Annotated in this window: 16 protein-coding genes; 4 read left to right on the top strand and 12 right to left on the bottom strand. The window is 70.8% G+C overall.

Annotation, left to right across the window (positions count from 1 at the left end; all coding sequences use genetic code 11):
- The first annotated feature begins 2 nt into the window (after positions 1-2).
- Positions 3-1022 carry an o-succinylbenzoate synthase gene (locus GQQ95_RS06045; protein WP_157426972.1) on the top strand — a complete coding sequence of 340 codons (1020 nt, stop codon included), beginning with the start codon at positions 3-5 and terminating at the stop codon, positions 1020-1022.
- A 127-nt stretch (positions 1023-1149) separates the two neighbouring features.
- The gene (locus GQQ95_RS06050; protein WP_157426768.1) at positions 1150-1806 is read left to right on the top strand and encodes a hypothetical protein; all 657 of its coding nucleotides are present in this window, start codon (positions 1150-1152) and stop codon (positions 1804-1806) included.
- An 18-nt stretch (positions 1807-1824) separates the two neighbouring features.
- On the opposite strand, the gene GQQ95_RS06055 is transcribed toward GQQ95_RS06050, so the two are convergent.
- Both GQQ95_RS06055 and pulA read right to left on the bottom strand, forming a co-directional pair.
- Complete coding sequence (locus GQQ95_RS06055) at positions 1825-2100, bottom strand: hypothetical protein (RefSeq protein ID WP_157426769.1); 276 nt, start codon at positions 2098-2100, stop codon at positions 1825-1827.
- 134 nt (positions 2101-2234) lie between these two features.
- Positions 2235-8300 (bottom strand): pullulanase-type alpha-1,6-glucosidase, encoded by a 6066-nt coding sequence (gene pulA, locus GQQ95_RS06060; RefSeq protein ID WP_157426770.1) that lies wholly within the window; start codon positions 8298-8300, stop codon positions 2235-2237.
- A 242-nt stretch (positions 8301-8542) separates the two neighbouring features.
- Here pulA and GQQ95_RS06065 point away from each other — a divergent pair, with 242 nt between their 5' ends.
- Positions 8543-10666 carry a carbohydrate binding domain-containing protein gene (locus tag GQQ95_RS06065; RefSeq protein WP_157426771.1) on the top strand — a complete coding sequence of 708 codons (2124 nt, stop codon included), beginning with the start codon at positions 8543-8545 and terminating at the stop codon, positions 10664-10666.
- Positions 10667-10756: 90 nt separating this feature from the next.
- Here the strand turns inward: GQQ95_RS06065 and GQQ95_RS06070 are convergent, their stop codons facing one another.
- The 7 genes from GQQ95_RS06070 to GQQ95_RS06100 all read right to left on the bottom strand — a co-directional run bounded on the left by GQQ95_RS06070 (position 10757) and on the right by GQQ95_RS06100 (position 18536).
- Positions 10757-10993 (bottom strand): hypothetical protein, encoded by a 237-nt coding sequence (locus GQQ95_RS06070; protein ID WP_157426772.1) that lies wholly within the window; start codon positions 10991-10993, stop codon positions 10757-10759.
- A gap of 124 nt (positions 10994-11117) precedes the next feature.
- Positions 11118-13688 (bottom strand): ATP-binding protein, encoded by a 2571-nt coding sequence (locus tag GQQ95_RS06075; protein WP_157426773.1) that lies wholly within the window; start codon positions 13686-13688, stop codon positions 11118-11120.
- Positions 13689-13762: 74 nt separating this feature from the next.
- The gene (ccsB, locus tag GQQ95_RS06080) at positions 13763-14761 is read right to left on the bottom strand and encodes a c-type cytochrome biogenesis protein CcsB (RefSeq protein ID WP_157426973.1); all 999 of its coding nucleotides are present in this window, start codon (positions 14759-14761) and stop codon (positions 13763-13765) included.
- A gap of 51 nt (positions 14762-14812) precedes the next feature.
- Positions 14813-16537: a cytochrome c biogenesis protein ResB gene (resB, locus tag GQQ95_RS06085; protein ID WP_157426774.1), complete on the bottom strand. Its 1725-nt coding sequence runs from the start codon at positions 16535-16537 to the stop codon at positions 14813-14815.
- Entirely contained in the window at positions 16521-17276 is a 756-nt protein-coding gene (locus GQQ95_RS06090; RefSeq protein ID WP_157426775.1) for a cytochrome c biogenesis CcdA family protein, read from the bottom strand. Before GQQ95_RS06090 ends, resB begins: the two co-directional genes overlap by 17 nt.
- 1 nt (position 17277) lies before the next feature.
- Entirely contained in the window at positions 17278-17892 is a 615-nt protein-coding gene (locus tag GQQ95_RS06095; protein WP_157426776.1) for a TlpA family protein disulfide reductase, read from the bottom strand.
- Positions 17892-18536 (bottom strand): histidine phosphatase family protein, encoded by a 645-nt coding sequence (locus GQQ95_RS06100; RefSeq protein WP_157426777.1) that lies wholly within the window; start codon positions 18534-18536, stop codon positions 17892-17894. The genes GQQ95_RS06095 and GQQ95_RS06100 overlap by 1 nt, the downstream gene beginning before the upstream one ends.
- 126 nt (positions 18537-18662) lie before the next feature.
- Between GQQ95_RS06100 and aspS the strand changes: the two genes are divergently transcribed.
- Positions 18663-20009, top strand: a complete 1347-nt coding sequence (gene aspS / locus GQQ95_RS06105) for an aspartate--tRNA(Asn) ligase (RefSeq protein WP_246205207.1) — start codon at positions 18663-18665, stop codon at positions 20007-20009.
- A gap of 103 nt (positions 20010-20112) precedes the next feature.
- Here the strand turns inward: aspS and GQQ95_RS06110 are convergent, their stop codons facing one another.
- From GQQ95_RS06110 to GQQ95_RS06120, 3 genes are read right to left on the bottom strand one after another with little or no spacing between them, the layout of a single operon-like run.
- The gene (locus GQQ95_RS06110) at positions 20113-21771 is read right to left on the bottom strand and encodes a SulP family inorganic anion transporter (protein WP_246205208.1); all 1659 of its coding nucleotides are present in this window, start codon (positions 21769-21771) and stop codon (positions 20113-20115) included.
- Positions 21768-22700 (bottom strand): HAD family hydrolase, encoded by a 933-nt coding sequence (locus GQQ95_RS06115; protein ID WP_157426778.1) that lies wholly within the window; start codon positions 22698-22700, stop codon positions 21768-21770. The genes GQQ95_RS06110 and GQQ95_RS06115 overlap by 4 nt, the downstream gene beginning before the upstream one ends.
- A gap of 11 nt (positions 22701-22711) precedes the next feature.
- The gene (locus GQQ95_RS06120; RefSeq protein WP_157426976.1) at positions 22712-25090 is read right to left on the bottom strand and encodes an arylsulfatase; all 2379 of its coding nucleotides are present in this window, start codon (positions 25088-25090) and stop codon (positions 22712-22714) included.
- Positions 25091-25104 lie beyond the last annotated feature (14 nt).

A 25104-nucleotide genomic window follows, 5' to 3' on the forward strand; every position in this document is an offset into this window, starting at 1 on the left:
TGATGACGCTGCCCCCGCTCGACGACCTGCTCGCGACGGCCCGCGTCGTCGCCCTCCCCCTGGTGACGCGGTTCCGCGGCATCGACGTGCGCGAGGCGCTCCTGCTCCGGGGGCCGGAGGGCTGGACGGAGTTCTCGCCGTTCGTCGAGTACGACGACCACGAGGCATCCGCGTGGCTCGCCGCAGCCGTCGACTACGGCTGGACGCCGACGCCGGCCGCCCTGCGCACCTCGATCCCGGTGAACGCGACCGTGCCCGCGGTCGACCCCGACAGCGTCGCCGCCGTGCTCGACCGCTTCCCCGGCTGCCGCACCGCGAAGGTCAAGGTCGCCGCGGGCGATCAGGACCTGGCCCAGGATGTCGCACGCGTGCGCGCCGTGCGCGCCGTGCTCGGCCCCGAGGGCCGCATCCGCCTCGACGCGAACGCCGGCTGGAACGTGGACGAAGCCGAGCATGCCATCCACGCCCTCGCGGAGTTCGACCTCGAGTACGTGGAGCAGCCGTGCGCCACGATCGAGGAGCTCGCGGAGATCCGGCGCCGCACGGCGTACATGGGCATCCCGATCGCCGCCGACGAGAGCGTGCGGCGGGCCGAGGATCCCCTCGCGGTCGCCCAGGCGGAGGCGGCCGACCTCCTCGTGATCAAGGCGCAGCCGCTCGGCGGCATCCGCCGGGCCCTCGCCGTCATCGAGGAGGCGGGCCTGCCCGTCGTGGTCTCGAGCGCCCTCGACACGAGCGTCGGCATCGCGATGGGTGCTGCGCTCGCGGCATCCGTCGCCGATCTCGAGTTCGACTGCGGGCTCGGCACGGCCTCGCTGCTCGCAGCGGATGTCACGGCGGCGCCGCTCCTGCCCGTCGACGGGGCGATCCCCGTCGGTCGCGTGGAGGTCGACCCCGACCTGCTCGACCGGTTCGCGGCATCCGAGGATCGCGTCGACTGGTGGCTCGAGCGCCTCGCGCGCTGCCATGCCGTCCTGGAGCGGGGCGCGAGTGCCGATCTCGCCGGGCCGGGCGAGGCCTGAGCGCCCTCCCGGAGCGGGTCCGATGCGGGCACCGATCTGATTCGGGGTCGCGGATGCGAGAATGCTCGCATCGTCCAGCGCGACCCGGCCCGTCGGGGCGCCGCCCTACGTCCACCTGGAGGGTTCCATGCAGCCTCGCGCTCGCCTCGCACTGACCGGCTCGATCCTGGCGCTCGCCGCGCTGACCCTCGCGGGATGCAGCGCCTCGCCCGAGGGCGGGTCCGCGAGCGACGCGGCGAGTTCGAGCCCGAGGCCGAGCGCCGACGCGAGCGCACCGGCGACCGACGCGGACGCGACCGCCGACCCCGACGCCGACGACGACGCAGCGTCGCCGTCGAACTGCCTCGTGGGCGACTGGGTGCTCACCGACGAGCAGATGCAGCGCTACTACGACCAGATGAACGCCGACCTCGCCGAGTACGCCATCGTCTACGACCCGAGCGGCAGCTCGGGCCTGTCGTTCGCCGAGGACGGCACCTACGCGTACACGCCCGACCTCTCGATGAGCGTCGACATCGCCGGTCTTCCCGCGGAGGCGACGCTCGGCGGCACGCTATCGGGCCAGTACGCGGTCGACGGGTCGACGGTCAGCACGAGCAACGACACGAACGAGCTGTCGATGGACGTCACGGTCGACGGCGAGGCGATGGACGGCACGGCCGTGACCGAGCAGATCCTCGCGTCGCCGATCACCTCGGCGCCCTACGACTGCTCGGGCGAGACGCCGGTGATCCACTTCTCGACGGGCGCGAGCACGGTGCCGCTGACCCTCTCGCGAGGCTAGCGGCGGCCGGGGCGGGCTTCAGGCGAGTTCGCCCTGCTCCGACGAGATGAGCTCGTCGATCGCGGCGAAGAAGCGCTCGATGCCCGGCAGGTTCGCGCCCTTGTCGCGGGATGCCGCGAAGTCGGCGTCACTCGCCCACTCGACGATGTCGAGCCACTCCCCGTCGGCGAGCTGCACGAGGCGCGCTCCGACGAAGCCGTCGCGGTCGGCCCGGAAGTCGGCCAGCATGCCGGGTCGAGCCGACAACAGCGCGAGCGCGTCGTTCGCCCGGAACCTGGTGAGTTCGATGGTCATGTCGCCCCTCTCGATCTGATCGCGACGCTACCGCCACCCACCGACGCGCGGAGGGACGGAGAGCGCCGCATCGGGGCCGGCCCGCAAGCCGGCCCCGATGCGGCGACGCCCGGCCTCCGCGGCCGGACCCGACGTCACCAGACGATCAGCGGGACCGGCACCGACCGGGAGTCGGCGAAGCCCTCGGCGCCGTCGAACGTCGTGCTAATCAGGTGCACGCCACGGCTCAACTTCGGCAGCTTCACCTGGAAGCGGCCGCGGTCCGAGGCGTCGACCTCGACCGTGGCGATCGCCTTCCCACCGTCGAGCACCGTGATGGTGCCCTCGGGCCGGTCGCCGTCCACGGCGAACGTCTGCCCGAAGACCTTCACCGCGGACCCTGCCTTCGCGATCAGCTTGTTCGGCGCAGCCACGGTGAACGTCGCCACGGCCGGCGGAGGCTGCTCGTCCACGAGCACGGCGACGGACCGGGCGGGAACGGTGACCGTGCCGCTCGCGGCATCCCACGCCGTGGCCTTCACGACCGCGTCGGAGCCGTTCGCCTGCGCGTCGGTGAGCGCGAAGTCCCGGCCGGCGAGCCCGTCGACCTGCTCGGTGATCGCCTCGGGCGAGGCGTTGAACACCACGAGGGCGCCGTCGAGCTCGGGATCCGCGTCCTCGCCCACCAGGTCGTCGATCTCCATGACGATGAGGCCGGGCGTGGCGTCGGAGCCGCTGTTCGGGAAGCTCACCTTCTGGTCGATGAGCTCCGCCGAGCCGAGCTGCAGCAGGTCGACCTCGTTCCGCACGCGCAGGAGGTCGAGCGCGGATGCCTCGGCCGCCGCGATGTCGGCCGCTCCGGGCTTGAGCGCCGGGTTCTCGAGCAGCGGCCGCATGACCGCCCAGTTGTCGCCGTTGTCGGCCTCGCCAGGCAGGCCGGACCCGAAGGTCGACCCCTGGCCGGTCCAGTCGATCCGGTTGAACCAGTCACCCGAGTTGTAGCTGTTGCGATCGAGAGACTTCGAACGCAGGAGCTCGGTGCCGGCGTGCCAGAACGAGGGCGTCTGCGAGAGGGTCACGGTCGCGAGCGACAGGGTGTTCATCCGCACGCGGTCGGCCATCGGCAGGTCGACGGGCAGCTTCAGCACGCCGAGGTCGTACAGCGTCTCGTTGTCGTGGGCGTCGACGTAGTTGATCACCTCGTCGGGCTGGTCGGCGTAGCCCGCCGGCGCTCCGTTGTAGTCCACCTCCGCACCGCGCTTCACGACGCCGTCGTACCCCGTGAACTCGAAGTCGCGGAGGTTGCCGGCGAGGCCGACCTTGACGAGGTCGGTCTGCTGCCCGAGGGTGCGGATCTCGGACTCGTCGCGGGTGAGCGGCCGTCCGTTCGGGTCGCCCGCGAGCCCGGTGCCGAAGCCCTGCTCGAAGAGCGACTCGCCCACCACCGGGCTGCCGCCGTGCACGCCGTCGCGGAGCCGGTCGTTGAACGAGCCGATGCCGGTGCCGCCGAGCTGGCCCTGCGTGGCCTGCTCGAACAGCGCGTTGTCAGCGACCTCGCCGAAGTTCCAGCCCTCGCCGTAGAGGTACACGGCCTTGCCGTCGATGCCGTCCTCCGCGAGCGTGAGCTCGTCGAGGGAGGCCCGAACGGCGAGCATGTTCGCCTTGGAGTGGTGGCCCATCAGGTCGAAGCGGAATCCGTCGACCTTGTACTCCTTGGCCCAGAGGACGACGGAGTCGACCATGAGCTTCTCGGCGACCTCGTGCTCGGTGGCGACGTTCTGGCAGCAGGTCGAGGTCTCGACGTTGCCGGCCGCGTTGAGCCGCTGGTAGTAGCCGGGCACGATCCGGTCGAGCACCGACTTCGCGCCCTGGCCGGATGCCGCGGTGTGGTTGTAGACCTCGTCGAGCACGACCTGCAGGCCCATGCCGTGCAGCGCCCCGACCATCTCGCGGAACTCGCCGACGCGCGCGCCGCCGTTCGGGTCCACCGCGTAGGAGCCCTCGGGCGCCTGGAAGTGGAACGGGTCGTACCCCCAGTTGAAGCCGTCGAGGTCGCGGACGTCGTCGATGCAGGCCTGCTGCTCCTCCGACGCGGGACCGTAGGCGGCGAGGTCGCAGGCCGGGGTCGCCTGCGCTGCGCGGTCCTCCTCGATCGTCGCGATGTCGAAGGTCGGCAGCAGGTGCACGGTGTTGATGCCGGCGTCGGCGAGCTGCTCCAGCTGCGCCGTGCCCGCCGAGTCGCGCGTGAAGGCCCGGTAGGTGCCCCGTTCGGCCTCGGGCACGGTCTCGTCGGTGATCGAGAAGTCGCGCACGTGCAGCTCGTAGATCGCCCGGTCGACGGGTCGCTCGACCACGGGAGCGGGCGTCTCGGCCCACTGCTCGGGCGCGAGCGACGCGTCGTCGAGGTCGACGACGACCGTCCTGGTCGAGTTCGTGGTGAGCGCGACGGAGTACGGATCGGTCACCGAGTTGGTCTCGATGGCGCCCGTCGTCGGTGCGTACACCCGCACCGACCAGCGGTACTCGTCGCCGGCGGCGAGGCCGTCGACGCTCCAGGTGCCGTTCGCATCGTCGAAGCTCGCCTCGACGACCTCCGGGTCGGCGGATGCCCCGGCATCCCAGCGCTCGAGCGACACCGCCTGCGCGGTGGGCGCCCAGAGGGTCGCGGTCGCCTCGTCGCCGCTCCATCCGACGCCGAGCGGCACGGAGGCCACGGCGTCGGCGTAGAGGTCGTCGAGCACGCCGGGGACCTGCACGCCCGTGAGCGCGGTCAGGCTGCCGTCGAGTCGCTGCGCGACCTGCAGCTGCTGGGTGAGCAGGTCCGCCACCTCGGCGCGGTCGAGTCCTTCGGGTCGCAGCACGGTGTACTCGGCCAGATGCGGGAACTTCGCCGCCTGGGCCTCGCTGAGGCCGGACGGGTCGAAGGCGAGCTCGACCGCGTCGCCGCCGCCGGTCACCTCGCCGTCCTCGACGCCGAGCGTCGCCTCGGGCGAGTGCTCCAGCGTGTACGCCAGGTCGCTCGGGTCCTCGGCGCCCGCGAACGTCGGCGGCACGGCGAGGGTGTCCTCGCCCAGCCAGTAGGCGTTGGACTGGCCGGCACCGGGCAGCGGCGGGTTCGAGACCTCGATCACGAGCACGTGCGTGTCGATCGTGTACCGGAAGGTGACGAGCTCGCCGTCCTTCGTGGTGAAGGCGTAGTTCGCGCCACCGGGAGCCCCGCCGACGCCGTAGTTCTCGTCCCAGCTGCGGCCGTGCGCGACCTTCCCCTCGTAGGAGCCGGCGGGGATCGCCGCGGTCGAGAACTCGTACACGCCGTCCTTGTCGCCGTCCTGCATGAGGGAGGCGAGGCACTCGGGCTGCCAGTCCCCGGAGCATCCGATCTCGGACTGGAAGCTGCCGGGCACGGTGACGACGGGCCCTTCGGCCGTCGAGGAGACGACCTTGGTGTCGGGGTTCCAGAAGAAGGTGATCGATCCGCCCTCGTGCGTGTACAGGACGTTGCCGCCGCCGGGCTCGCCGTTCGCGCCGTAGTTCAGGTCCCAGCTGCCATTGAGCGCGACCTTGTACTCGTGGTCGCCGGCGGGCAGGTCGAACGTGCCCTCGTAGATGCCGTCGGCGCGCAGCGTGAGCTTCGCGGCCTCGCAGCCGGGGGCCCAGTCGCCCGCGCAGCCCATCTCGGAGTTGTGGCTGCCCGGCACGGTCACGAGGTCGATCGGCTGCTCGGGCTCCTCCTCCTCGACGAGGTTGACGGCGTTGCCCACGCTCGCGTAGGTGCTCGCCGCGGCGCGATTGCCCGCGGCATCCGTGGACACCGCCCGGTACTCGACGAGCGTGCCCTCCTCGAGGCCCGCGGTGTCGTGGAAGACGCGCGGACTCGTGTCCTCGGCGGTGCCGAGGGCGTGCCAGGCATCGTCGCCGGTCGCGCCCGCGACGCGCCAGGCGAAGCTCGTCTCCTGCCAGGTGGCGTCGTCGACGTCGGCGACCACCGGGGTGATGCCCGTGACGCCCGCGCCGGCCGCAGGAGTCGACACGCTGATGGCGGATGCCGCGTCGCCGGCGCTGACCGTGCGGTCGGCCTTCCAGACCACGGTGCCGAGCGCCGGCACGCTGACGGATGCCACGCCGTCGGCGTCGGCCGTCACGGCCTGGCCGTCGCCCGAGAGCACCGAGAACGCGCCGTCCTTCGTGAGCGTCGGCACCTGCACGGTGCGCTCCTCGTTCGCGTTGTTCGCTGCGACGAGGTATTCGACCTTCTCGGTGCGGTCGACGCGGCTGAAGGCGTACACGCCGGCGCCGTTGTCGACGTAGCGCTCGACCTGCGCTCCGGTGGCGAGCGCCGGATGCGCCTGCCGCAGTTCGGAGAGCGCGGCGATGTGCTCGTAGAGCGGCGCATCCGTGGCGTAGCGGTCGACGCTGCCGGCGGTCTCGCCCGTGACGAGCTCCTGGTTCTCGTACTCGTCGACCTGGCTCGCGAAGAGCGTCTGCCTCGCGCTCTGGTCGCCGCCGATGCCGGCGAAGCCCTGCTCGTCGCCGTAGTAGACGACCGGCTGGCCGCGCGTGAGGAAGAGCAGCTCGTGCGCGAGCTCGTCACGCTGGAGCGGGGCATCCGTCGACTGCAGGAACATGCCGACACGGCCCATGTCGTGGTTGCCGAGGAAGGTCGGCAGGGCCGTCGCCGAGGAGTCGGGGGTCGTGTAGTAGTCGTCGCCCGCGAAGAGGGACTGCAGGTTCTTCGCCGAGTTGCCCGCCGCGAAGCTCACCGCCTGCGACTGGAACGTGAAGTCGAGCACCGAGTTCATGTCGGTCCTGCGCACGTACGGCGAGAGCTTCTGCGGGTCGGCGTCGTAGACCTCGCCGAACATGAAGAAGTCGGGCTTGCCCTGCTCGTGCGCGTAGTCGAGCACCTGCGTGGACCACTGCTCCCAGAACTCGAAGTTCACGTGCTTGGCCGTGTCGATGCGGAACCCGTCGATGCCGAGGTCGATCCACTGGTCGTACACGTCGACGAAGCCGTTCACCACGGTCGGGTGCTCGGTCATGAGGTCGTCGAGGCCGACGAAGTCGCCGTACGTGACCGACTCGCCCTCCCACGTGGAGTCGCCGCGGTTGTGGTAGATCGTCGGGTCGTTGAGCCAGGCCGGCACCTTCAGGTCGGCGTCCTCGGGGCGCACGACCGGCGTGTACGGGAAGCTCGTCGCGGCGTCGAGCGTCGGGAACGGCGTCTGCCCGTCGGCGTAGTCGCCGAGGTCGATCTCGTTGCCCTCGGCGTCGAGGTAGGGGCTCGCCGCCTGGTCGATGTACGAGTACTGCTGCTCCTCGTAGTCGATGACGTCGGCCGTGTGGTTGGTGATGATGTCGAAGTAGACCTTGATGCCGCGGTCGTGCGCGTCGGCGATGAGGGCCTCGAGCTCGGCGTTCGTGCCGAGGTGCGGGTCGATCTGGGTGAAGTCGGTGACCCAGTACCCGTGGTAGCCGGCGCTCGCCTCGGCGCCCTCGCCCTGCACGGGGCGGTTCTTGAAGCTCGGCGTGAGCCAGATGGCCGTCGTGCCGAGTCCGTCGATGTAGTCCAGGCGGTCGCGCAGGCCCTGCAGGTCGCCGCCGTTGTAGAAGCCCTTGTGGGTCGGGTCGAACCCGGTGGCGAGCGCGTCGCCGGTGAGGCCGCCCTGGTCGTTGGCCGGGTCGCCGTTCGCGAAGCGGTCGGTCATGACGAAGTAGAAGGTCTCGTCGCTGCCCGGCTGGCGCACGGGAGCCGACGCCAGCGCCGCGTCATCCGCCTCGGTGTAGGCGCCGCGGAGACCGGTCGCCTCGAGGCCCACGCGCTTCAGCGTGTCGTCGAAGACCACGCGCACGGGGGTGTCGCCCGCGACGGTCAACGGGATGTTGTCGCCGCCGCCGTTCACGCCGTAGGACTCGTCCCAGGCGTCGTTCACGGCGACCTTGTACTCGTACGTGCCCGCGGGGATCGTGAAGTCCGCGGCATACACGCCGGGCGTGTCGGTGGCGAGCAGTTCGGTCTCGGGGCACGCGGGCTCCCAGTCGCCGCCGGCGCCGGCACCGAGGTCGGCGCAGCCGAGCTCGGACTGCAGCGAGCCGACGAGGGCGAACGTGCGGGGTTCCTCCGCCGATGCCGCGAGGCCCGGGACGACGGCCAGCGCGGATGCCGCGAGCCCTCCGGCGACCACGAGGGCGAACCAACTGCGAGCGCGAGCGCGTTGCGTCATCCTTGACTCCTGTTTTCCCGGCACGACGACGTGCCACCGACTTGGAGCGAAGCTAGCAGCGCGGAGCCGGTTAATGCAAGCGCTTACAGATTTGCGGTCCGATCGCTTGCGGCCTCGTCGCCCCTGTGCCTATCTTTGGGGACAGTCGTCGTCGTGACGCGGCTGCCGCAGTGACGCGGCAGCGGCGCGATCACCCGGACTCCCGGCCGGAGAATCGCCGATCTGCAAAGGATCTCGTTCCCATGTCAGACCATCCGCCCGTCATCGCCCCTGCCGGCGACGCCATTCGCAAGCGCTTGCGGTTCACGGCGACATTTCTCCTCGGAGCGCTCCTCGCCACGCTCCTGGCAGCGACCCCGTTGCCAACCGCCGACCGGGCCGACGCAGCCGCGCCGGGTCCGAAGGACACCACCGCCGTCCTCTTCTCGTGGACCTGGAACGCCATCGCCCGGGAGTGCACCGGGAACCTCGGACCTGCCGGCTACGGCTTCGTCCAGACCTCGCCGCCGCAGGAGCACGTGCAGGGCCCCGAGTGGTGGACGTACTACCAACCCGTGAGCTACAAGGTCGAGTCGCGGCTCGGCACGCGCGCCGAGTTCAAGGCCATGGTGGACACCTGCCACGCGGCCGGCGTCAAGGTCATCGCCGACGCCGTCATCAACCACATGAGCGGCAAGAGCGCCGGCGGCGTCGGCTGGGCCGGCTCGTCGTTCGCGCACTACGACTACCCGGGCATCTACCAGTCCCAGGACTTCCACTCGTGCCGGCGCGACATCGCGAACTACCAGAACCGCACCGAGGTGCAGGAGTGCAACCTCGTGAACCTCTCCGACCTGAACACGTCGTCCTCGTACGTGCAGGGCCGCATCGCCGGCTACCTGAACGACCTCGCTTCGCTCGGCGTCGACGGATTCCGCATCGACGCGGTCAAGCACATCTCGGCGGCCGACATGCAGGGCATCCTCGGCAAGGTGAACGACCGGGCCCGGCTCTACCTCGTGCAGGAGGTCATCCGCGCGAACGAGCCGATCCAGCCCGAGGAGTACCTCGCCAACGGCGACATCCACGAGTTCGCCTTCGCACGCAAGCTGAAGGAGGCCTTCGGCGGCGGCACGATCAACTGGCTCACCACGGGCACCGGCATCGGCTCGAGCTGGGCGGGGTTCCTGCAGAACGCCAACGCGGCCGTCTTCGTCGACAACCACGACACCGAACGGAACGGCGAGACGCTGAGCTACAGGGACGGGGCCGCCTACGACCTCGCGCAGGTCTTCACGCTCGCCTGGAACTACGGCTCGCCCTCGATCCACTCGGGGTACGAGTTCTCGAACAAGGAGGCCGGCCCGGCCCTCGCCGGGAACGGCGAGGTGATCGACCCGGTCTGCGGGCAGAACGGCTGGACGTGCAAGCACGCCCAGACCTCGATCGAGAACATGGTCGGCTTCCGCACGGCCACCTACGGCACCGCGATCACGAACCGGTGGGACAACGGCTCGAACGCGATCGCGTTCGGTCGCGGCGACAAGGGCTTCGTGGCCATCAACCGCGGCGGCGGCTCGGTCGATCGCACCTGGCAGACCTCGCTGCCGGCCGGGCAGTACTGCAACGTGATCGTCGGGCAGCCCACGAGCGGCGGATGCAGCGCCGGCGGCGTCATCACCGTCGGCGGCGACGGTCGCTTCACGGCGCCCGTCGGCGGCAACGCGGCCCTCGCGCTGCATGTCGGCGCGAAGGCCGGCGGTTCGGGCGGCAACCCCGACCCCGAGCCGCAGCCCGGCTCGTCGATGACGGTCTACTACTCGACCTCGAAGGGATGGACGAACCACAACATCCACTACCGGGTGGGCACCGGGTCATGGACGACGGCGCCGGGCGTCGGCATGGCGCCGGCCTGCGCCGGCTGGGTGTCGAAGACGGTCGAGCTCGGCTCCGCGACCTCCGTCACCGCCGCCTTCAACAACGGCTCGGGCACGTGGGACAACAACGGCGGCCGCGACTACGCGCTGACCGGGAGCGTGGCCGCCGTCGCGAACGGAGCCGTGACCTCGGCGAACCCGTGCAGCACGACGCCGACGAACCCGGCGACGTCGACCACCGTCTACTACGCGACCGGCTGGGCCACGGCGAACATCCACTACCGGGTCGGCACCGGTTCGTGGACGGCCGCTCCCGGCGTTGGCATGGCGCCCGCCTGCGCCGGCTGGAAGGTGAAGACGATCGAGCTCGGCGGCGCGAGCGGCATCACGGCCGCCTTCAACAACGGGTCCGGCTCGTGGGACAGCAACGGCGGCGCCGACTACGCGATCGCGTCCGGCCCGGTGAAGGTGTCCAACGGCACCGTCACCGCGGGCGACCCGTGTAGCTGAGAGACCTCACGGCTGCCGAGACCTTCGGCGCCGTGAGCCGGGAACGGGGCGGCATCGGAGCGATCCGGTGCCGCCCTGTGCTCGTTCGCATCACATCAGGCGACCGACGGCGACCGCCTGGAAGCGCTCCTCGCGCAGCCGCTCCGCCACCAGGCGGTACTCGTGCAGTTCGGCGAGTTCGTCGCGGCTCGGGGCCCGGCGGCGGCCGGCCACCCCCGCCCACGCCATCAGGGCGAGCCAGGTGCGCCGCGGCATCCGCCGGAGCGCGCTGCGGAGGCCGATGCTGCCGACGGGCGCCTGCCCGGTTCCGACGAGTGCGGTGTGCATGATGTCCTCGATTCCTCGGTGCGCCCGTTCGATGGGCGCATTCCAGTTCTACGGCGCAGCGCAGGAGCCCTCATCGGGGACGGCTACCGAGATCTCGCGCCGGACTACCGAGATCTCCCGGCGCTCACGCCGAGAACACGCCGCGGCGCTGCGCCTCGCGCACTGCGTCCTGCCGCGACGCGGCACCGAGCTTCGCGAGGATCGCGGCGACGTGGCTGTCCACCGTGCGCACCGAGACCACGAGCCGGGCGGCGATCTCGGCGTTGGTCATGCCGGTGGCCAGCAGTTCGAGCACGCCGACCTGGCGGTCGGTGAGCCCCTCCGGGTTGGCGCGGGTCGGCCGCGACGGCCCACGCGGCACAGCGCGCACACCACTGGCACGCAGGCCCGCCCGCACCGACCGGGCGAGCGGCACGGCCCCGATGCGGTCGAGGATCGCGAGCGCCTCGAGCCGGTCGGCGTCGTGCGGACTCCCGGCGAGCGCGGCCGCCTGGTGGTACGGCGCGCCGGCGGCGCGCCATGCCGCGGCGGCACGTCGCCAGTCGCCGCTCGCCTCGACGGCGAAGGGATGCTCGACCTCGGGCACCGCGACCTCGGCCCCCGCGCGCCGCAGCAGCGCCGCGAACTCGGCGAGCTGGTTTCGGGCGTCCCGACGCACGGCCTCGTCGTACGCCGGGGCGAGGATGGCGACCGCCTCGTCCCGGGCACCGCGGAGCAGGGCGGCCTCGCCCCGGGCGGCCGCGACCGGACCGGTCCGCTGGAGCTCTCCTAGCCGGGTCGCCACGGCGGCGGCCTCGACGAGCGTCTCCTCCCCTTCGGGATCGCCCCGCCGGACCTGGACGAGGCCGATGACCGTCAGCGCGACGCAGTGCGCGTGCGGAAGCGCCTCGCGGCCGTGGGAGGCCGCAGCGAGCGCGTCGTCCCACTCCGCCCTGGCGAGGTGGAGTCGGGCGCGCTCGACCTGCTGGTAGGTCCAGAGGCCCATCACCTCCGCGCGCGAGGAGAACTCCAGCGCGGCGCCGAGATGTCGCTCGGCCAGCTCCAGCCGGTACTGGTCGAGCAGGCTCCACACCAGGTTCACGTGCGCGCGGGCCGCGTCGTCCATCAGGTTGCCCGCGGCCGCCACCTCGGCGGCCTCGGTGAGTTCCGCGATGCCCTCGTCGCGGTTCAGGAGCAGGTGCGCCGTGCCGAGGTTGTTGAGCGCGTGCGAGAGCGCCCGGCGATCGCCCGTCTCACGCGCGATCGCGACCGCGCGAGGCGCGAGCTCGAGCGTGCGGGACAGGTCGTGCGCGAGCATGGCGAGCTGGGCCTCATTGCTGAGCGCGAGCGCGTACAGCGCACGATCCGTCGAGGTCGAGAGGCGGTCGGATGCCTCGCGCGCGGCGATCTCCGCCTCGCGCCGCTGCCCGGCGAGCCAATGGAACCGCGACGACCAGCGCAGGCTCGCTCCGAGTGCGGTGGAATCTCCCGCCTCCCGTCGAGAACGCAGGACGTCCTCCTGCACCGCCACCGCCTCGCGGTCGGATCCCAGCGTGTAGAGCTCGATCGCGTAGGCCTGCATGAGGTCGATGCGTTCGCCCGGATCGATCGTCGCGGCTCGCTCGAGTGCCGACCGGTAGTGCTCGGCGGCCTGTCGATGGGCACCGCTCACGGCGGCGTCACGTGCTGCACGCGGCGCCCAGGCGGCGACGATTCCGTCCCGACCCGCTTCGAGTGCGTGCGACACGATGCGGGCGGGGTCCGCGTCGAGGTCGAGCAGCACGGCGAGGACCCGGGCGTTCAGGTCGATGCGCCGCGCAGTCGGCATCGCGTCCACGATCGCCCGCCGGGTGAGCTCGTGCCGGAACGCCACCCCCTCCGGCCGGACGACGAGCAGGCCGCGCTCCTCGGCCTCGCCGAGGGCGACAGCCCCGCCGGGCACGAGACGGCCCAGCTCGACCGACGGGACCGCCGACGGGATGACGGCGAGCTGCTCGACCTGATGCCGCGCCTCGCCGGCGAGCCGGTGCAGCCGTCCCGTGACGGCGTCCACGACGGTCCGCGGCACCTGCGTCGAATCAGCGGATGCCACCAGCTCGCCGACGAAGTACGGATTGCCCTGGGTCAGGTCGAACACCTGCTGCGGGTCGAGCCCGCGTTCATCCGCGATCGCCGCCACCGCCGGCAACGACAGATGCGGCACCGCGAGGTGCCGCACGTTCGCGTGCAGGTCGCCGAGCACCCTCGCGAGCGGATGGCTCCCGTCCACCTCGTCGTCTCGGTACGTGAGCACGAGCAGGACCGGCAGGGTCGCGATGCGGCGGGCCAGGAAGCTCAGCGCGTCGAGCGTGGCCTCATCGGCCCAGTGCACGTCCTCGATGACGAGCACGGTGCCCGGCGAACCACCGAGCTCGTCCAGCAGCCCGTCGAACACCTCCTCGCGGTCACCGGCACGAAGGGCGGAGGCGAGACGCGGACCGACGAACGAGGTCAGGTCGCGCAGCGGGCCCAGGGTGCGAGGCGTGGTCAGTGCGTCGCACGCGCCGACCAGCACGCGGCATCCGCCGGGCGGATGCTCCCGCAGCGCTGACACGAGCGAGGACTTGCCGATGCCGGCCTCGCCGTGCACGAGCAGCACCTCGCCCCGGCCCTCGGCCCCGGCGAGCGCAGCGGACGCGAGTTCCTCGAGTTGAGGACCGCGCTCGAGCAGCTGCATACAGCGATCGTGCTCCCGGGGCGCCGAACCCGCAATGCCCCGACGGCACTCCGGGGACGAGCTGACCGCCGGGGTCAGAGCCCCGAGTACGCGTGCAGCCCCTTGAAGAACAGGTTGACGACGGTGAAGTTGAAGAGCACGGTCGAGAAGCCGATGATGGCGAGCCATGCCGACCGCGAGCCGCGCCAGCCGCGCGTTGCGCGAGCGTGGATGTACCCGGCGTAGACCACCCAGATGATGAAGGTCCACACCTCCTTGGTGTCCCAGCCCCAGTAGCGACCCCAGGCCGCCTCGGCCCAGATCGCGCCGGCCATGAGCGTGAAGGTCCAGAGGATGAACCCGATGATGATGACCCGGTAGGCCAGGTTCTCGAGCGTCGCCGAGTCGGGCAGCGTCGCCAGGAACGACCGCTTCACGGCCTTGGCGCTCGCGACCATGGACTCGCGGCGGGCCTGCATGAGCTGCACGACCGACAGGGCGAAGCCCAGTGCGAGGAAGCCCGTGGCCGAGGTCGCGACGAACACGTGGATGATGAGCCAGGCCGACTGCAGCGCCGGCGGCAGCGGCACGACGCTGACGTAGAAGTTCACGGTCGCGATGCCGAGCAGCACGAGCACGAGGCCCGTGATGAACGTGCCGAGGAAGCGCAGGTCGTGCTTGGAGACCACGAGCACGAGCAGGTACACGGTCGTGATGACGAGCGTGCCCGTGAGCGCGAACTCGTACATGTTGGCCCACGGCACCCGGCCGGCGGCGAGTCCACGGGTGATGTCGGCCGCGAGGTGCAGCGCCCAGGCGATCACCGTCATGGCGACGCCGACCCGCAGCGAGGGCGAGCGCCCGTAGGCGACCGCGGCACCGTCGTTGCCGCGAGCGAAGGCCGCGACCGGCGGCATGACCCCGGCCGACGTCGTCGACGCCGAGGCGCCGCGCGTCGACGCGGCGACCGGCACCGCCGAGGCGCCGACGGTCGCCGGCACGGCTGCTGCGGCATCCGCTGCCGCAGTCGCGGCCGCCGAGCGACGCGCGAGGTCGATCGCGTAGGCGATGAACGCGATCGCGTAGACGGCCATGGCCGAGTACACGAGCGTGATGGAGATGTCGTCGAGCGTCACGCTACAACCTTACGTCGTCGGTTTCGCCGGATCAGCGGCGGTTTCTGGAGCATCGGTGGGGGCCGGGCCGCCGTGGCGGTCGGCGAAGGACGCCACGGCGTCGTCGAGTCCGGGGTCCTCACCGCGCGCGAGGCCGGCGTACTCGAGCACGACGGCGCCGTCGGGGCGCCTCGCGGCCTTCACCCACATGCGGCGACGCGGGATGAACAGCGACACGAGCAGTCCCGCGAGGATGAGGATCGCGAAGACGAGCACCCAGCCCTGCGAGGGATCGCGGTGGATGTCGAAGCTCGCGAACCGGTCGACGCTCTGCGAGTAGTCGCCGGCCGCGGCATCCGGCTGCCCATCGGGCGTGACGTCCTCGAAGGTGACGGTGCCGAGCCCGTTCGGGAGGTCCTGCGTCTCCCCCGGCATGAGCTCGATCGAGTCGACGCCCGTCTTGCCGCCCGTGAGCTGCTCCATGGTCGACGGGTCGAGGGTGTAGACCGAGGTCGGCGTGCCGCCGTCGATGCCGAGGTCGCCCGAGTAGACGTTGAGCGTCAGCACCGGGTAGACGAGGTCGGGGTAGGTCGAGGCGTAGGCCCCCGAGTCGAGCGTGGTCTGCGTCGGGTAGAGGAAGCCGATCATGCCGAGCTGCTCGGGCATGCCGTCGGGCACCTTCACGACGCCGATCGAGGTGAGGTTCGCGTCCTGCGGGAGGAACGGGATGGCGTCGGTGAAGACGACCTCGCCCTCGGCGTCGCGCACCGTGATGGTCGGCGCGTAGCCGTTGCCGAGCAGGTAGACGTCGGTGCCGTGCACCCGCAGCGGGTGGTTGACCTTGACCTGGCCGTCGACGACCTCCTCGCCGTCGCGCCCCTTGATGTCGACCTCGGCCGTGAAGTCGACGGGCTGGCCCAGCGCCTCCTGGTTCTCGGTCTCGTAGACGGCGTCGAGGTCGGTGAGGGTGAGCTTGTAGGGGTCGAGGTTCGCGTCGTTGAAGAAGCGCCCCGGGTTGAAGGAGTCGTAGGCCGCGAGCGTGTTCACGAACGACTGACCCTCGACGACCACGCGCTGGCCGGCGAAGCCGAACCCGCCGCCGATGCCGACCGTGACGAGCACGCCGAGCAGCGCCGTGTGGAACACGAGGTTCCCGGTCTCGCGGAGGTAGCCGCGCTCGGCCGAGACCGACGGCTCGCCCCGCAGCTCGTACCGTTCGACGCGATAGCCGGCGCGCTTGAGGTCGGCCGCGGCGCGCTCGATCGCCGCATCCGCCGTCTCCCCCTCGGCGAGGGGCCGCTCGGTGTAGCCGCCGAGCCGGGCCAGGCGCACCGGCGTGCGCGGCGGACGGGCCCGCAGGGCGTCGAAGTGGTGCTTCGTGCGCGGGATGATGCAGCCGATGAGCGACACGAACAGCAGCAGGTAGACCGCCGAGAACCAGGCCGACGTGTAGACGTCGAACATCTGGAAGCCGTCGAGCACCGGGGCGAGGTCGGGATTGTCCGAGAAGTACTGCGTGACGCCGTTCGGGTCGCTCGAGCGCTGCGGCACGAGCGAGCCGGGCACGGCCGCGATCGCGAGCAGCAGCAGGAGCAGCAGCGCGGTGCGCATGCTGGTGAGCTGGCGCCACGCGAACCGGATCCAGCCGACGAACCCGAGCCTCGGCTGCGTCACGGATGCGTCGCCGGAGGGCTGGGGCGAGTCGATGTGGTCGTCGGGGCGCGAGAGCGCGCCGGGGTCAGATCGCGGGGACAAAGCCGGAGATCACCGCCTGCAGTTCGTACATCCAGATGGTCCAGAGACCCGAGAGCATGAGCAGGCCGATCGCGATGAGCAGCGACCCGCCGATGATGTTGATCGTGCGGATGTGGCGACGCACGAACGCCAGCGAGCCGGTGACCCAGCCGAAGCCGAGGGCGACGAGCAGGAACGGGATGCCGAGGCCGACGCAGTACGCGAGGCCGAGCAGCACCGACCGCCAGACCGACCCCGAATCGGCGCTGAGCGTGAGCACGACCGCGAGGGTCGGGCCGATGCACGGGGTCCAGCCGAGGCCGAAGACCACGCCGAGCAGCGGGGCGCCGGCGAGGCCCGTCGCGGGCCGCCAGGAGGGCTTGATGGTGCGCTGGAGGAACGTGAACTGGCCGATGAACACGAGGCCCATCACGATGAGCACGACCCCCAGGAACCGCGTGATCACGTCGCCGTACGCGTTGAACCAGGCGCCGGCGACGCCCGCGAGCAGGTTGAACGTGACGAACACGACCGTGAACCCGGCGATGAACAGCAGCACGCCGAGGACGAGCCGGCGCCGGTACCGGCGCTCCTCCGCGGCATCCGCCGACGCCTCGACGAAGCCGCCGATGTACCCGAGGTAGCCCGGCACGAGCGGCAGCACGCACGGCGAGAGGAACGAGACGATGCCCGCGGCGAGGGCGATGGGGATCGCGGCGAGCAACTGCCCGTTGAGGACGATCTCGCCGATGCCGCCCACGCTAGGCCTGCTCGTCGAGCACGCGGTCGACGAGCGACGACAGGATCGAGGCATCGGTGACCTGGCCGAGCACGCGTGCGGCGACCCGGCCCTCCTGGTCGAGCACGATGGTCGTCGGCACGGCGGCCGGGGGCACCGGGCCCGCGAACGCGAGCTGCGCCTCGCCGGACTCGACGTCGAGGATCGACGGATAGGTGACGCCGTAGGTCTCCTCGAAGGATGCGGCGGTGCCGGCCTGGTCGCGCACGTTCACGCCGACGAAGGCGACGTCGGCCTCGCCGTAGTCCTGGTGCACCTCCTCGAGGATGGGCGACTCGACCCGGCACGGGGCGCACCCGGCGTACCAGAAGTTCACGACCGTGACCTCGCCGAGCGTGTCGGCGGAGTCGAACGCCTCGCCCTCGACGGTCTCGCCCGAGAACGCGATCGGCTCGCCCCGGTCGGCGGCCTCGTACTCGGAGATGCTGCCGTCGCCGGCGATGTAGTTCTTGCCGCTGCCCTCGCGGAACTGGTCGGCCAGCGGGTCGCTCGTGCAGCCGGTGAGGAGCAGGGCGGATGCCGCGACCAGCGCGGCGACGGCGGCTGCGGGCGCTCGCCCGCGAGTGGTTCTGCGCATCACACGGCTCCCACGTCGGTGGCGTGCGCGGCGAGGCCGGCAGCCGGGTCACGGTAGTCGACCTCGACGAAGCGGTCGCCGCGGCGCTCGAGCGTCGTGATGCTCGAGAGACCGCACCGGCGGCGGCGCGGGTCGTGCGCGAGCGAGAGGCCCGCGAGTCGGCGGTGCACCATCCAGATCGGGAGCTGGTGACTGACGACGACCACGTCTCCGGTGTCGACGCTTCGCCAGGCGTCGCCGATCGCGTCGAGCATGCGCGCGGCGATCGAGCCGAACGGCTCGCCCCAGCTCGGCTCCCACGGGTTGATGAGGAAGCGCCAGTTGCGCGCATCGCCGAGCGCACCGCCGCGTCCGCTCATGCGCTTGCCCTCGAAGCGGTTCTCGGGCTCGATGACGCGCTCGTCGAGGAACGGCTCGAGGCCGAACGCCTCGGACACCGGCTCCGCCGACTGCTGCGTCCGCTGCAGCGGCGAAGCGACCAGCGCCGTCACCGGTCGTTCGGTCGCCACGAGCAGGTCGGCGGCGGACTGCGCCATCCGGCGGCCCAGGTCGGAGAGGCCGTAGCCCGGGAGTCGCCCGTAGAGCACGCCCTGGGGGTTGAACACCTCGCCATGGCGCACGAGGTGGATCTGCTCGGCCGGCACGGTCTCCAGTCTAAGGAGCGCGATCCTTTGAAAGCGCCGTGCGTTCGGGCGCCGGTACGGGCGCTGGGCACCGCATTGACCGGTTAGCCCATGCGGGGCATGGCCACCCCAGTAGGATTGACCCTCGTGAACGAACGCACCCTGGTCAAGAACCTCGCCGCCCTCCCCGCCGGCCCCGTCACGATCGCCGGATGGGTCGAGACCGTCCGAGACCAGAAGAAGGTGCAGTTCGTCATCCTCCGCGATGAGTCCGGCGCCGTGCAGGTCGTGAACCCCGCGACCCGCGAGCTCGACCCCGAGGGCGTCAGCGTCGGCGCCGCCGAGGCGCTTGCGACGACCGAGGCTATCTCGGCGCTGTCGCACGGCTCCTTCATCCGGGTCACCGGCGAGCTCAAGCACGACGAGCGCGTGAAGCTCGGCGGCCTCGAGGTCAAGCTCACCTCGCTCGAGGTCGTCTCCGAAGCGAACCCCGAGACCCCGATCGCGGCCGACTCCAGCCTCGACAAGCGCATGGACTGGCGCTTCCTCGACCTGCGCAACCCGAAGCAGGCCCTCATCTTCCGCATCCAGACGACCTTCCTGCACGCGCTGCGCGGCGTCTGGGTCGAGAAGGGCCTCATCGAGATCCAGACGCCCAAGCTCATGGCCTCGGCCTCCGAGTCGCGCGCCGAGCTCTTCGAGGTCGACTACTTCGAGGGCAAGGCGTACCTCGCGCAGAGCCCCCAGTTCTTCAAGCAGATGGCACAGGCCGCCGGCTTCGGCGGCATCTTCGAGGTCGGTCCCGCGTTCCGCGCCGACCCCTCGTTCACCTCGCGCCACGCGACGGAGTTCACCTCGGTCGACACCGAGATCAGCTGGATCGACTCGCACGAAGACGTCATGGCCCTGCACGAGGAGCTCATGGTCGCCGGGTTCCAGGCCGTCGTCGACGCCCACGGTGCCGCGATCGCGGAGCACTTCGGCATCGAGCTCCAGGTTCCCTCGCGCCCGTTCCCACGCATCCCGCTCGCCGAGGCCAAGCAGATCGTGGCCGACCGCGGCTACGTCGTGCCCCGCGCCGACGCCGACATGGACCCCGAGGGCGAGCGCCAGATCTCGGCGTACGTGAAGGAGGCCTTCGGCCACGACTTCGTCTTCCTGACCGACTACGCCTCGAGCATCCGGCCGTTCTACCACATGCGCCACGAGGGCGACCCGAGCCTCACGAACTCCTACGACCTCATCTACAACGGCGTCGAGATCTCCACCGGCGCGCAGCGCGAGCACCGCGTCGACGTGCTCGTCGAGCAGGCGCGCGAGAAGGGCATGGACCCCGAGGAGCTCGAGTTCTACCTCGACTTCTTCCGCTACGGCGTGCCGCCGCACGGCGGCTTCGGCATGGGCCTGGCCCGCGTGCTGATGCTCATGCTCGGCGAGTCCTCGATCCGCGAGACCACGTACCTCTTCCGCGGCCCGACGCGCCTGCTGCCCTAGCCCCGGCCATCGGAGTGCCGAATCGGCGCCCGAGTGCATGAACGGCATGGCCGATTCGGCACTCGGGCGCCGATTCGCGTCAGACGGCGGGCGCCGACTCGCGTCAGCCGGCGGGCGCGGCCGGCGGGCGCGGCGGCGGCGCCGGAGCCGCGAGCGCGGCCTCGACGGTCGTGAACGTGCGCCCCTCGGCCTTCATGCGCCGGAACACGTCGGTGCGGTCGACGACCACCTCGACGGCCGGGTCGATCCGCGCGATGCGCAGCTGCAGGCCCGATGCGGTCAGCTCGCGGCCGAGGTCCTCGAACATCTCGATGACCGTCACGGAGATGTCGTCGATGCGCGCGCCGTCGAGCACGACGATGCGCGCGCCCTCCTCGTGCGCCACGGCCTCGAGGATCGCCTGCTCGGTGGTCTGCGCGTTCGCGGTGTACAGGGGCCCGAGCAGCGTCACCAGGACGGCGTCGGACGAGGGCCGCTCGACCCGGATGCGCACCTTCGACAGTGCCATCAGCACGAGCACGAGCGTGATGACGACCCCCGCGGCGACGGCGGTGAGCAGTCCAGCGCTGAGCCCGATGAGGGCCGTGACGAGGGCGATCCAGAAGTCACGCCGCGAGATCCTCCACATCATCACGAGCGCGCGGATGTCGATGAGCCCGAAGACGGCGACGAACACCAGCGCGGCGAGCGTCGCCTGCGGGAGCAGTGAGAGCACCGGTCCGAGGAACAGGCCGACGAGCAGCGCGAGGGCGACGGTCACGAGCGTCGAGAGCTGCGAGCGCGCTCCCGCGTTCTGGTTGACGGCGCTCTGCGAGAAGCCGCCGGCGGCCGGCAGCGTCGAGAAGAACGAGCCGAGCACGTTCGCGGCCGAGGTCGCGAAGAGCTCCTGATTGCTGTCGATGGCCGGCTCGCCGGGCTTCCGGATGCCGCGCGCCACCGCCTCCGACTCGAGGAACGCCATGACGGCGATCGCCGCCGCGCCCGGAAGGAGCGCCGCGACATCCGTGAAACTCGGCAGTCCCGGAAGGGGGAAGCCCTGCGGCACCGGCGCGATGAGCTCGACGCCCGCCGGCTGCAGCACGCCGATTGCGGCCAGCGCGATGCCCGCGCCCACGACGATGAGCGGCGCCGGCACGCGCGGGAGGAACCGCTTGAACAGGAACAGGGTGGCGACGGATGCCGCGGACAGGACGACGGTGGCCGGGTTGGCGCTGCCCAGCGCGGCGAGCACGGCGTTGAAGGAGTGCACGAATCCGTGGCCGGTCGGATCGTCGGTCTCGCCGAGGAGCTTCGGCAACTGGCCGACGGCGACGGTGGCGCCGACGCCGATCTGGATGCCGACGACCGTGGGCCGGTTGATGATCTCCACGAGCGATCCGAGCCGCAGCAGGCGCGCCGCCAGGAGGATCACGCCGACGAGCAGCGTCAGGGTGATCAGGTCTCGCGGGATGTCGCTGCTCGATGCTGCGACGCCGGCCGAGACGAGGGTGGTCGCGGTCAGCGTCGCGATCGTCGACGTCGTCGACACGCTCATCGCGCGGGAACCCCCGAGCAGCGCGTAGACGAGCATCGGCACCATGCACGTGTAGAGACCGGCCTGCACGGGCAGGTTCGCGATGGTCGCGTACGCCATCGCCTGCGGAATGACGACCGCGCCCGCCGACAGTCCGGCGAGGATGTCGGCGCCGAGCCAGGCGCGACGGTATCCCCGCAGCGTCGGCAGCAGCATCCGTCGCCCGGCAACCGCCGTCTCGGGACTCACCCCGCCGCCGGATCGACGAACACGCTCGACCAGTCGTCCTTCACGCTGATGACCGTGTACCCCCGAGCCTCGGCCGCGGCGAGCGCGGTATCGGCGCCCTTGTCGTACGCGGGGTCGCCACGCCCCGAATCGTCGTCGTGGTGGACGAGCAGGGCCAGCCCGTCGCCCTTGCGGGTGAAGTCGAGCATCGGCATGTCGCCGTTCGAGTTGCCGCAGGCGATGAGCGGGCGACGACCGATGCGACTCCAGATGCGCACGGGCTTCTCGGGGCCGTCGTCGAAGAAGTCGAGGCCGGCCGTGTAGCGCACCTCGTGCGAGTCCTCGTCCCAGGCGAGCCCGAGCGCGGAGCCGACGACGTGCTCGGGCGGGATCCCGTAGTACTCCTGCGTCATGGGCCGCATGAAGTCGCGTTCGCCGCCCGAGACGATGTACACGGTGAACCCGTTGGCCTCGAGGTAGCGCAGCAGCTCGACCATGGGCTTGTAGACGGCATCCGCGTAGGGCGTGCCGAGCGTCAGGTGCTTCGCGGTCTCGTAGAACTCGCCGACGGATGCCGCGTAGTCGTCAACGCTCATGCCGGCGGTCACGCCGACGAGCGCGCCGATCAGCACCTTGAGGTCGCTGTCGTCACCCTCGTAGTGCTTGTCGATCGCGCCGCCGAGCCAGGCGAGGTCGCCGGTGACGGCCGCCTTGTAGGGCTGCCGGTCGGCGAGCGACGGATCCGCCGCCGCCTGCTTGCGCCACTGCTCGACGACGTAGGCGAGCTGCGTGGGCATGGGCTTCTCGGTCCAGAGCGTCCCGTCGTTGTCGAAGACGGCGATGCGCTCGGCCGCGGGCACCGAGCCCGGCCCCTCGCCGCTCACCCGCTCGACGAACGAGACAATGGCCGAGCGGGTGGCGGTATCCCGCCACGAGTCGAGGTCGGTCATGGGGGTCCCTCCTACTGCTTCAGCATCGCGACGGCCAGTTTGTGCTCGTCGTCGATGAGGTGCGAGTGGTCGTCGTCGCCGAGGTCGATCCGCACCCAGTCGAGCCTCCCCGTGAACTCGTTGCCGGTCGCCGCGTAGTCGGTCGACACCGGTGACGCCAGGTCGGCACCGACGTCGACGGTCTCATCGAAGCTGAACTGGTACGGGATGGTCCGCTCCACCCGACCCTCGCCGATCTTGTCGTCGCCGGCGAAGAGCGCGACGGTGCCGCCCTTCGCCACGCCGCCGCCGTCATATGCGAAGTGGACGCGCAGCTCCTGAGCGCCGACCGGCACATCGGCATCGGATCGAACGATGTCGGTGGTGATACCGAGGAGGTTGTACGCGAACGCGAGCTTTCCGTCGATGGCGTAGAACGACCAGCCGCCGTACGCGCCGCCCTGAGCCAGAATGACGCCGTCGGCGCCGGCATCCGGCACCTCGGCCTGCGCCGTGACCGTGAACGACTTGTTCTTGATGTTGATCGTCGTGTTCTCGCTCAGTCGGCGCATGCCCGGGTAGAACTTCTGCGACGTGCCGACGACGAGCTCGGGCCGCCCGGCGATCTCGGGGTTCATCCGCTCGGCCGAGCGGATGTCCATCGGGAGCACGTTGAAGCGGGCGGCCTGCACGAGGAAGAGCTGCTGCAGGTGCGCCAGCCTCTCCGGCTCCTGGGCGGCGAGGTCGTTCGACTGGGTCCAGTCCTCCTCGACGTTGTACAGCTCCCAGACGTCGTCGGCGAGCCCGTGACTGGAAGCGAGCCACGGATCCTTGTGCTTCGCCACCGCGGTCCAGCCCTTGTGGAAGATCGCGCGGTTGCCGAGCATCTCGAAGTACTGCGTCGTGTGGCGTTCGTCGGCATCGGCCTGCCCCTCGGAGAACGTGTAGTTCATCGCCGTGCCCTCGTAGGGCCGCTGGGTCACGCCGTTGACCGTCGACGGCTCGGGGATGCCCGCGGCCTCGAGCACGGTCGGCGCCACGTCGATCACATGGCTGAACTGGTTGCGGATGCCGCCCTGCTCGACGCCGCCGTTCGGCCAGCTGATGATGGTGCCGTTGCGGGTGCCGCCCCAGTGGGAGGCGACCTGCTTGGTCCACTGGTAGGGGGTGTCCATGGCGTGCGCCCAGCCCACCGCGTAGTGGTTGTACGAGTTCGGGGTTCCGATGTCGTCGATGTGATCGGCGACGTACTGCTCGGTCTCGATCTCGTTCATGTGGTTGATAGTGAAGCCCTCATTGGTCGTCCCGTGCATCGAGCCTTCGGCGGATGCGCCGTTGTCGCCGATGATGACGTAGACGAGGGTGTCGTCGAGGATGCCGAGCTCCTCGTAGGCGTCGAGCAGCTTGCCGACGTAGTGGTCGGCGTAGGCGAGGAACCCCGCGTAGACCTCCATCTGCCGGGCGAGCGCCGGCTTGATGGTGTCACTCATCTCGTCCCACGCCGGGATGCCGGGGCTGCGCTCGGTGAGCACGGCATCGGCGGGGATCACACCGAGTTCGAGTTGGCGGGCGAAAGTCTCCTTGCGCACCTCGTCCCAGCCCTGATCGAACTTGCCCACGTACTTGTCGGCCCACTCCTTCGGGACGTGGTGCGGCGCGTGCGTCGCCCCGGGGGCGAAGTAGGTGAAGAATGGCTTGTCGGGCGCGAGGGACTTCTGCTGGCGCGTCCAGTCGATGGCCTTGTCGGTCATGTCCGCCATGAAGTGGTAGCCCTGCTCGGGGGTACCCCACGGCTCGACCGGAGAGGTGTTCTCGTAGATGGCCGGATACCACTGGTTGGTCTCGCCCCCGAGGAACCCATAGAAGTACTCGAAGCCACCGCCGGGGTGCGGCCAGCGGTCGAACGGCCCGACCGCGCTCGCCTCCCACACCGGGACCTCGTGGCACTTGCCGAACTGGGCGGTGTTGTAGCCGTTGAGCTTCAGCGTCTCGGGCAGAGGTGCGCAGTTGTTCGGTCGTACCGAGCTGTAGCCAGGGGCGCTCGTCGCGATCTCGGTGATGCCGCCCATCCCGACCGTGTGGTGGTTGCGCCCGGCGAGCAGCGCAGCGCGGGTGGGTGAGCACAGGGCCGTCGTGTGGAACCTCGTGTACTTGAGACCGGCCGCCGCCACACGCTCGAAGTTCGGCGTCTCGACCGGGCCGCCGAAGGCGCTCGACGCCCCGAAGCCCGTGTCGTCGATGAGGACGACGAGCACGTTCGGCGCTCCCTCGGGCGGGAGCAGCCGCTCGATCGGCGGATAGTGAGTGTCGGGGTCGGTCGCGTCGTATGTCACGGTTCCCGTGTACGCGAGATCGGGGATCGGCAGCGCCCCACGCTGGATAGGCTTCTCAGTCTTCAGCCCGTCACCCATGGACACCAGCTCGA

It is taken from the genome of Agromyces salentinus, assembly GCF_009749395.1.
Classification (GTDB): Bacteria; Actinomycetota; Actinomycetes; order Actinomycetales; family Microbacteriaceae; genus Agromyces; species Agromyces salentinus.

Excerpts from the sequence above, each read along its gene's own strand:
- GQQ95_RS06065 (WP_157426771.1), top strand. The coding sequence starts at position 8,543 with ATGTCAGACCATCCGCCCGTCATCGCCCCTGCCGGCGACGCCATTCGC.
- GQQ95_RS06120 (WP_157426976.1), bottom strand. The coding sequence starts at position 25,090 with ATGGGTGACGGGCTGAAGACTGAGAAGCCTATCCAGCGTGGGGCGCTG.
- GQQ95_RS06070 (WP_157426772.1), bottom strand. The coding sequence starts at position 10,993 with ATGCACACCGCACTCGTCGGAACCGGGCAGGCGCCCGTCGGCAGCATC.
- GQQ95_RS06045 (WP_157426972.1), top strand. The coding sequence starts at position 3 with ATGACGCTGCCCCCGCTCGACGACCTGCTCGCGACGGCCCGCGTCGTC.
- ccsB (WP_157426973.1), bottom strand. The coding sequence starts at position 14,761 with ATGGCCGTCTACGCGATCGCGTTCATCGCCTACGCGATCGACCTCGCG.
- GQQ95_RS06095 (WP_157426776.1), bottom strand. The coding sequence starts at position 17,892 with ATGCGCAGAACCACTCGCGGGCGAGCGCCCGCAGCCGCCGTCGCCGCG.
- GQQ95_RS06050 (WP_157426768.1), top strand. The coding sequence starts at position 1,150 with ATGCAGCCTCGCGCTCGCCTCGCACTGACCGGCTCGATCCTGGCGCTC.
- GQQ95_RS06055 (WP_157426769.1), bottom strand. The coding sequence starts at position 2,100 with ATGACCATCGAACTCACCAGGTTCCGGGCGAACGACGCGCTCGCGCTG.
- GQQ95_RS06075 (WP_157426773.1), bottom strand. The coding sequence starts at position 13,688 with ATGCAGCTGCTCGAGCGCGGTCCTCAACTCGAGGAACTCGCGTCCGCT.
- GQQ95_RS06115 (WP_157426778.1), bottom strand. The coding sequence starts at position 22,700 with ATGACCGACCTCGACTCGTGGCGGGATACCGCCACCCGCTCGGCCATT.
- pulA (WP_157426770.1), bottom strand. The coding sequence starts at position 8,300 with ATGACGCAACGCGCTCGCGCTCGCAGTTGGTTCGCCCTCGTGGTCGCC.